9 protein-coding genes and 1 pseudogene are annotated in these 7,956 nt (G+C 58.7%); 7 read left to right on the top strand and 3 right to left on the bottom strand.

Annotation, left to right across the window (positions count from 1 at the left end; all coding sequences use genetic code 11):
• Positions 1-327: hypothetical protein (locus AC0L3D_RS35335; RefSeq protein ID WP_473647388.1), on the top strand; the 327-nt coding region annotated here is incomplete at its 5' end.
• Positions 328-424: 97 nt separating this feature from the next.
• Here the strand turns inward: AC0L3D_RS35335 and AC0L3D_RS35340 are convergent.
• Together AC0L3D_RS35340 and AC0L3D_RS35345 are read right to left on the bottom strand one after the other, a co-directional pair.
• Positions 425-985 (bottom strand): DUF1003 domain-containing protein, encoded by a 561-nt coding sequence (locus tag AC0L3D_RS35340; RefSeq protein WP_473532952.1) that lies wholly within the window; start codon positions 983-985, stop codon positions 425-427.
• An 89-nt stretch (positions 986-1,074) separates the two neighbouring features.
• A complete protein-coding gene (locus AC0L3D_RS35345; RefSeq protein WP_473629738.1) occupies positions 1,075-1,980 on the bottom strand; it encodes a DMT family transporter in 906 nt (301 codons plus the stop codon).
• A 413-nt stretch (positions 1,981-2,393) separates the two neighbouring features.
• Here AC0L3D_RS35345 and AC0L3D_RS35350 point away from each other — a divergent pair, with 413 nt between their 5' ends.
• Positions 2,394-3,077, top strand: coding sequence for a recombinase family protein (locus AC0L3D_RS35350; RefSeq protein ID WP_473629739.1), 684 nt, complete (start codon positions 2,394-2,396; stop codon positions 3,075-3,077).
• Between the two features lie 257 nt (positions 3,078-3,334).
• Here the strand turns inward: AC0L3D_RS35350 and AC0L3D_RS35355 are convergent, their stop codons facing one another.
• Positions 3,335-3,826 (bottom strand): inorganic diphosphatase, encoded by a 492-nt coding sequence (locus AC0L3D_RS35355; RefSeq protein ID WP_473532949.1) that lies wholly within the window; start codon positions 3,824-3,826, stop codon positions 3,335-3,337.
• Between the two features lie 975 nt (positions 3,827-4,801).
• Between AC0L3D_RS35355 and AC0L3D_RS35360 the strand changes: the two genes are divergently transcribed.
• From AC0L3D_RS35360 to AC0L3D_RS35380, 5 genes and pseudogenes are all read left to right on the top strand, one after another.
• A complete protein-coding gene (locus tag AC0L3D_RS35360; protein WP_473647389.1) occupies positions 4,802-5,494 on the top strand; it encodes a hypothetical protein in 693 nt (230 codons plus the stop codon).
• A 200-nt stretch (positions 5,495-5,694) separates the two neighbouring features.
• Entirely contained in the window at positions 5,695-6,195 is a 501-nt protein-coding gene (locus AC0L3D_RS35365; protein ID WP_473629740.1) for a DUF2243 domain-containing protein, read from the top strand.
• 258 nt (positions 6,196-6,453) lie between these two features.
• Positions 6,454-6,685: pseudogene (locus tag AC0L3D_RS35370) on the top strand (serine endoprotease DegQ); the annotation flags it as partial.
• Between the two features lie 314 nt (positions 6,686-6,999).
• Complete coding sequence (locus AC0L3D_RS35375) at positions 7,000-7,755, top strand: DUF4142 domain-containing protein (protein WP_128248504.1); 756 nt, start codon at positions 7,000-7,002, stop codon at positions 7,753-7,755.
• A gap of 21 nt (positions 7,756-7,776) precedes the next feature.
• On the top strand, positions 7,777-7,902 hold the full coding sequence (locus AC0L3D_RS35380; protein WP_473647390.1) for a hypothetical protein: 126 nt from the start codon (positions 7,777-7,779) through the stop codon (positions 7,900-7,902).
• Positions 7,903-7,956: the final 54 nt, after the last annotated feature.

The raw sequence follows: 7,956 nt of genomic DNA on the forward strand, positions 1-7,956 counted from the left end.
AACCGGCCACTGAACTCCCGGGTGGAGGCGCTGGCCGGCTTCGGGCTTAGCACGGCCGACATCGCCTGCGTGCTCGCCACAGACGAGCAGGACCTCAAGGCGACCTACGCCCATGAACTCGAGAGCGGCGCCATCAAGGCCAACGCACGGGTTGCTGAAAGCCTTTACCGCAGAGCGACCGGTGAAGGTCGGGAGGCCGTCACCGCAGCAATTTTCTGGCTGAAGACCAGGGCGCGCTGGAAGGAGACCTCCATCCATGAGCTAGAAGGAAAACTGGACACATCAGTGACCTTCGTTACCACCTATGAAGACAGCAAGCTTCTGTAGGGCGGCATTGCCGACAGTAGCGATCTGTCATTCCGACTGTCGTTTTGATTTCGAGTTCGACCCAAGCCCGAAATCAAAATCAACCGAAATCACGACACTAGCGCTGGTCCAGCTTCTCCGCAGTCTCCCGCTGCTTCGATTCGATCTCGTCCAGCACTGCTTCTGGCGCGATGTCCCTCTTAATCTCGCCAACTTCTATATCGCTTACGGCTGGTTTTGCATTCAACCGATCCGCTATCGAATCGACAAGCCCAATAAGCTTTGTGAGTTCGTGCTCCGTCAGCAGGCTCACCTGAAGGTCCAGATCCGCCCGCTTGTCTGCGGCAGCTGACATCCGGTTTTGGCTGATCAGTACAAAGGTCGAGAGGAATATGGCCTCGACGGAAGCTACCATAGCCAATATCACGAATGTCGGATCAAATGGCGGAGTGATCGGTATCCAGCCCAAGTTCGAGACGATCCAGCCGCCATACACGGCCAAGTGAAGGTACACGAAACGCATACTGCCCGTAAAAGAGGTAATCGCCTCAGCGATTTTCTCTTCCAAAGTTGCCTCGCTTGCTTCCTTCGCCCGGCGCTCCTCAATCGCTTGAATATTGCGTTTCAGTGCTTGGCTGAGTTCATGCGGAGGTGGCGGAGGCAACGTTGGAGAATCCATGGAACACCCGTTGGATAGCTATCGGTCCTGCCACTCTGGGCAACGTACAAAATCACGGTTATTCGACTTTGTTCCCGACTAGAGCCGCTTCACCTCGCGGATCTTAGGGCGAACAGCCCCGCTCCGCAGATCAAAACTGCGCCGAGAACGGTGGTGATCTTCGGCACCTCGTCGAAAAACAGCAGCCCCCAAAGTGGAACCCAGACGATGGCCGTGTACTCGAAGACGGCAACGTTGCCTGCTGGGGCAAGGCGATAAGCCTGGGAAAGCAATGTCATTCCGGCAGATGCGATCACACCGCAGCCGGCCATCAGCAAAGTATCCTGGAGCGTAGGCCAGACCCATGGGCGCGTGAGGAAGGCAAGACTTGGATGATTGGCGTCTTCAAGGCCGCCCAACCTCACAAGCGCCGCCAGCGCCGGCGCGCCGGTGAGGAAGGCCAGGTTCTGATAGAAGGTGATAACCGCGGCGACCTCGCTGTCGCCAAGCTTCCTCGCCAAGACCTGGGCCGACGAGTACAGAGCAGCAGCCAGGAGGGTCAACGCAGCTGCCCATTCGAATATAGCAAGACCCGGTTGCAGCGTTATGATGACGCCGAGCAGACCAACAATGAGCGCGATCAGGGTTGCGGTGTGAGGCCGCTCTCCGAGGAAGAGAATCCCGAGACCTGCAATGATAAGCGGGGCGACGAAAAAGAGTGCGACAGCATCGGCCAGAGGAAGCGCTGCGATCGAGAGATAATAGAAGAGGTATGCTCCAAGCGAGATTACCGCTCGGATGGCTCGCAGCCCGGCTCGCTTTGAGAAAATAGACCGTATTCTGGCGGTCGCGCCGACCAGCACCAGCAGAATGGGCAATGCGACGATTGATCGAACAGTCATCGCTTGCGTAACGGGATAGGTGTCCGAGAGGCCCTTCAGGATCACGTCCTGCAGTGAGAAGACGAGAACGCCCAGGCAGAGAAAGCCAGTGGCTGCTAGGGACTTGTTCTGCATGGGTACGTCCTAGTGAAGGGGCGCAGCTAGCTTGGCTAGGGCCGAGCTCGATAGGGCCTGCACAGCCGCACCTGTAATCCACACTGACGTGAACGTTTGTCGCGAGATTGCGTTCTGGCCGCAGACTTAGGGCGTGCCCATACGGATTGGAAGTAGCTGCATCCGCGGCGGCTGCGCCTCTGTGGCGGGCGCGATAAGGAAGCAACGTGCTGACGAAGGATGGTTATCTGCACTGGATGCGAAAACTCGGCGTGCTCATGAAGTGCCTTCCAACAAGTCTGCGTCATATAGGCGGCGCTCCAGCTCAACCGCGTTGCTGCTGAAGGCTAATTCCTGAAAGAACTTGCTGAACCGTGTCTTGTGAGCACACTGCAAACGGTGGTTTGCAGTTTGAACACCCCGGAAACAGCAGCATGACGAGAGCAGTCGCCTACTATCAGGTCTCGACCCAGCGCCAAGGACGATCAGGTCTCGGCATTGAGGCCCAGCGTGCCGCGGTCGCCCGCTTTGCTGAAGCCGAGGGAATTGCCATCATCCAGGAGTTCACCGAGGTCGAAACCGGCAAGGGCTCGGACGCCCTGGATCGCCGTCCGCAACTTGCAGCCGCCCTCGCCCTTGCCCGGCAGCTCAAATGCCCGGTCGTCGTGGCCAAGCTCGACCGCCTGTCGCGCGATGTCGCCTTCATAGCCGGCCTGATGGTCCAGCGCGTTCCTTTTATAGTCGCCGAACTTGGCGCCGATGCCGATCCGTTCATGTTGCACCTTTACGCCGCTTTGGCCGAGAAGGAGCGGCGTATGATCTCGGAGCGCACCAAGGCCGCCCTCGCCTCTCGCAAGACCACTGGCATAAAACTCGGTAATCCGACCAACACAGCCGAAGCTGCGGCGAAAGGTCGGAAGATCTCGATCCGGGAGGCTGACAGATTTGCCCAGACCGTGCTGCCGATCATCGCCTCCATCCAGCAGTCGGGCATCACCAGCCTGCGTGGCCTGGCAATCGCTCTGAACAATCGAGGCGTTCGAACAGCCCGCAACGGCCAATGGCAGGTCTCGAATGTGCGAAACGTTCTCGCGCGGCAATCCCCTAGTCTTTTATAAGCGGGAAATAGCCACCTTGCCGATATCTCCGCAGGAGCTGGTGGGCTGCTTGACGGGTCAAAATATGCCCGCGCCTCAAGTGCCCGCCCGCAACCCATGCGCCATATGCGATGCAGTCATTTCGCGAAAAAATGAACGGCCTTCCTGCCTGCTCTATTGCGGGTGCACTTCGCCGTTGTTGGCCTGTGAAAGTGCCGCCACCGGCGTCCAGGCAGCCTTGTGTTCTCAAGCTACATTCTTCTCATATTGTGGAGCGCTCAGGGACCGGCGGCTCGCTGTTTCCGCTCGAAAGTTCTCATGGCCCGATGGATGTTCCGGAGAGCTTGGCTGGAATCGTGCCAGCCTTCGAATTCGATTTGTTTGTCGGTGCCGGACACCGACGCGAGGAAAAACTGCTCGATCTCGGATCGCAGACGATCCGGAACATTCTCGCCAAGGAGAGACTCGCTATGGGCGTCTTGCTTGTGCGGGCAAAATACAAAGCGATCGTTTCTCACGGTCTCGCCGTTCTCCGTTTGCATGACACAAAGGGCAGCCAGCAGATCGCACTTGATGACAACACCGGGAGCGCTGGTGGCCTCATGGATGACCAGGCCATCGAGGGCGTCGCCATCGTCGCCCAGTGTAGAAGGCAGAAAGCCCCAGTCGTACGGGTAGGCCAGGCCCGCTGGAAGCGGCCGCGTATATTCGAAAAGCTTCTTCTTGGGCTTGTAAGTCAACTTTGCTTCGGCGCCACGCGGTGTTTCCACGACCACCCTGATCCGACCCTTCGATGTAGTCGTAGGCAGTGTTAGATAATTCGCCACGTTTGGTCCTCGCCAGTCCATGCCAATGGCTCTAGGCTTCTCTAAGCAGCGGATGGCCGATTTGTTCCCAACGTGCTTACCCGGGTCTTCACGAAAACCGGTGCGGATTGGACGCGCAAATACACTTGGCTCATGCGAAGCCAGAGAGCTTGAGATCGAGAATGCGATCATCGGCGGCCAGGCTTCAGAAACACGCCGGTCCACCGCCCAAAGAGTTGAAGAAAGGGCCGGCGACGCAATGAGTACAGCCAGAGGTGGTGAAGCTGCGCATCAGGCACCTCTGCGGCGAGCATGGCCATATCCGACATCGTTCTGTGCCGATATGCGATGCAGTCATTTCGCGAAGAACGGCCTTCCTGCCTGCTCTGCTGACAGTTCCCCGTCTGCCATGCTACCATGCACGAGGATAATTCCTGTCGCACCGATAGAGTTCGTAAGCTGTGTGACGGAGTGATAGGTGAACGATGAAAAAGGAAAAGCCTTTCGTTCCCACCGAGTTTCACATAAGCACGGTCGCGGACGACAAGGGCCCTTTCGGCATTCTCGCTGTTCGCACTACAGGTGGCCGCTTGGAGATTGCGCTAGACAGCGAGGCAACGGTCGCGCTTCTCGACGCAGTAGCTCGACTTCAGGCGAAGATAAATGAGCGTCGCTAGCGTTTATCAGGGATTGGAAGGTCCACGCCACGCATCCAACGTAAGGGGATCTAGTTCACATTCGGCGCGGTCGGCGGGGTTGAACGGACGCCCTTTCCAGTCTCGGTAAGTCACTCTCTTGCGATCTCGTTGAGCCGCTCTCTCGTGAGAACATGTCGAGCAGTTGGCCTGATAGACACATAAGTTTCTCTCCGTTGTCCGATGGCACGCTGCCAGCCGGATGTCTCCGTAGGTCGACCGTTGGCTGGCGCGTGAGGCCGAGTTGCTGGCGGCCCACGCCGACAGCAAGGGACGTGACACCTATGCGTTCGACCCGATCTCCAGTCCCTATCTGGAGGTTGCCGACGATCTGCGCATTCGGACGCCCTATTCGAAGACCGCCCTTCGGGAACTACATGGCAGTCCCTGGGCAAGTTGGGACGATGAACTGCGGGCGTGGCGCGTGCCGTTTCGGTCCTATGAGGAACTGCGGCGGCGGTGGCCGGCAATCGAAGAGGCTGCCCGACGTAACGAGCCCGAGGAAAGGAAGCGGCGCCGCGAGGCTGAGAGGGACTCGGAAGCTCAAAGAACCACGCGGTTGCGATATGCTGAACGCCGCCGCCACCGCTATCCGTTGCCAGCTGAAGACTTGCCTCCGATGGGGCGCCCCGTCGCAACAGAGCAGTACGGTGTTGTCGTCTTTACCGATGTGTCAGGTGAAGTCGTCGAACCGCCAGTATTGGCCGCCTTCAATCCACATGCGATGCGGGCAGACTTCGACTACGTGTGGGGAACGTGGCGCTCGGCGACGCTGACGGAACTCATCAAGACATGGCCCGCTCGTCATGAAGCTGGACCGATGGAGCATTCCCGAGGCTGGTGGCAACCAACGCTTGCCGAACTTAGAGTCGCTCGTCGAAACGCGCGTATCATCGAGCGTCGAAGGCGAAACCGCGATCTCGGTCGAGTGTCATAAAACTCGGAACAGCGACCCGATCGGCCCGCTCTCTCCGCCAGAGGCGCAGCCTTTCATCCGTTCGAATGGATGTTGTCATCGCCAGCGCTTCCGCTGCCTAAACATCCGATTCTTGCGACCTTAGCTGCGCGCGTATCCAACCCGCGGGGTAGGGGAACACATGGCCTGGCCCGAAGTTAGAGGTGCCAAAGGAGCGAGGGATGGCGACCACGGCTTCGCAGCATCGCCGTTTTCCGACGTCCGCAGGTATTCTGCTGGGGCTTGGCCTGGGCGGGTTCTTCGATGGAATCGTGCTGCACCAGTTGCTCCAGTGGCACCATATAGCGACCAGCGCCGGCTATCCCGCCGACAGTGTTGAGAACCTTCAGTTCAACACGCTTCTCGATGGCCTGTTCCACGCCGGCACATACATCTTCGTCGTGCTTGGTTTGGTCGTGCTCTGGCGCACCGCTCACAAATCTCATCTCTGGTGGTCGGGAACGATGTTGCTTGGGACGATGCTCATGGGCTTCGGGATATTCAACCTGGTCGAAGGGCTGATCAATCACCAGCTTCTCGGCATCCACCATGTCAACGAAACCGTCCCGCAGGACCAGTGGATCTATTGGGACATCGGGTTCCTGATTTGGGGTGCACTGATGCTGATCGGCGGCTTGGCGCTGGCAAGGCGGGGCAAACGGGAGTCGGGCGAGCCTCGCTAGTCTGGGCGTCCGGCACTGTGCGCATACACCGAACTGGTCGATCCCAGCTGCGTAGCTCGCGGCGGGAATAAATCACGCGCAGCGCGGTTCGGGGCACTTCAGCCATGGAGGGAAAAATGCGCAGAGTGTTGAATGCAGGCATTCCGTGCGCTCTTATCGTTGCGGCGGCCAGCGCGGCTTCTGCGCTTCGTCGTCGGCCTTGACGGCGGAGAATGGACGGGCGGGCAATGCCAGAGGACTTTGCTGGAGGAGCGATATGACCTGTCGGATGACCCTGGTAATTCCGGTGATGCGCGGGTCACCGCCGACGGCCGCCTTCTCGGGATCAACACTGCCATCATCGCGCCTGCCGGTGGCAGTGTCGGTATCGACTTGGCGGTGCCGATTGCAATGGCGTCGGCCGTGATGAAGCAACCCATTGAGCACGGCGAGGTGCGCCGAGTCGGCATTCAGGACCTGGCGTCCGATCTCGCCGAAGCGCTCGGCACCGCCGCCAAGTGCGGAGTCTACGTCCCAAGCGCGTGCCAGCATGGAACCTGCGGAACGCGCCGAATAGGCAAGCTGTCGGGCGAAGTCGCCTGATGACTTTGGCGGGCTGACCTCGGAAGGAAAGGCGACATGCTACGTCCTGGCGTGCTGCAGCCGCTCGCAAGGCGGGGTTTGCTCGTTTTTGCTCGCCCGGCACTCGAAACAACTTGCCTTCGGGCATTCTCACCCTGGAACAAAGAGGGTCCTGCCTTGTTGGGTCGGTAGCATAGTCGTGCACCAGCCACAGTCGTGCACCACCAAACAAGGATAAAGCCCATGAAAGTTCGACGCCTTCTTGGCGGCTTAGTTACCGCCACTGCTATCGCCTTTGCCCTACCCTCGTTGGCCGCGGACAGCGCACAGGATTTCGTCGACAAAGCTGCTGTCGGTGGAAGGTTCGAAGTCGAATCGAGCCTGAGTGTTCTGAGCAAGCTTGACGACCAGCAGGTCAAGCAATTCGCGCAGAAAATGATCGACGATCATGGTGCGGCTAACGCCAAGCTGGAGAGCGTCGCTGGCGACCAGAAGCTCAAGGTTCCCACGCAAATGGACGCTAAGCACAAGACGGATCTGGAGAAGCTTCAGTCCGCCAAGGCGCCGGTTGATGAGCCCTATGTCGAGATGCAACGCACAGCACATGCCGACGCCGTCAAACTGTTCGAAAGCTATTCACGCGACGGAGACAATGCGGCCCTCAAGTCGTTCGCGAAAGACACGGTGCCCACGCTTAAGGCGCATCAGCAAATGGTAGAAGACATTGCATCTAAAATGGCTGCCGGGCCTTCCAGTACGAGTTCGACCACACCCGCGGTGAATACAACCGATACCCCGAACACCGGGGCGCTGGTTCCCGGTGCCAACAGCTTCACGGAAGATCAGGCCAGGAGCCGCATCCAAGATGCCGGCTATTCTGATGTATCTGACCTTAAAAAGGACGACCAAGGCATCTGGCGCGGTCAGGCCATGAAGAACGGAAAGAGCACCGCGGTAGGTTTGGATTATCAAGGCAACATCGTTGCCAGCACCAACTGAACAGACACTCAGGAGTTCACCATGAAAACGGTAACGGGTTTATTTGACGATTATGATGAAGCAGCCGACGCGGTGGGTGAATTGGAAGCAATGGGCATTCCAAACTCCGACATCAGCATCGTCGCTGCGGCGCGGCGATCAGGATGAGATTCGGCGTCAATCAAGATGAGACTCGGCGGGGGTGGTGTGACGCAGTGAGGG

The sequence above is a fragment of the Mesorhizobium sp. WSM4837 genome (assembly GCF_055811435.1).

Bases quoted from the DNA above. Each gene is read 5' to 3' on its own strand.
- AC0L3D_RS35365 (WP_473629740.1), top strand. From the start codon at position 5,695: ATGGCGACCACGGCTTCGCAGCATCGCCGTTTTCCGACGTCCGCAGGT.
- AC0L3D_RS35340 (WP_473532952.1), bottom strand. From the start codon at position 985: ATGGATTCTCCAACGTTGCCTCCGCCACCTCCGCATGAACTCAGCCAA.
- AC0L3D_RS35345 (WP_473629738.1), bottom strand. From the start codon at position 1,980: ATGCAGAACAAGTCCCTAGCAGCCACTGGCTTTCTCTGCCTGGGCGTT.
- AC0L3D_RS35350 (WP_473629739.1), top strand. From the start codon at position 2,394: ATGACGAGAGCAGTCGCCTACTATCAGGTCTCGACCCAGCGCCAAGGA.
- AC0L3D_RS35375 (WP_128248504.1), top strand. From the start codon at position 7,000: ATGAAAGTTCGACGCCTTCTTGGCGGCTTAGTTACCGCCACTGCTATC.
- AC0L3D_RS35380 (WP_473647390.1), top strand. From the start codon at position 7,777: ATGAAAACGGTAACGGGTTTATTTGACGATTATGATGAAGCAGCCGAC.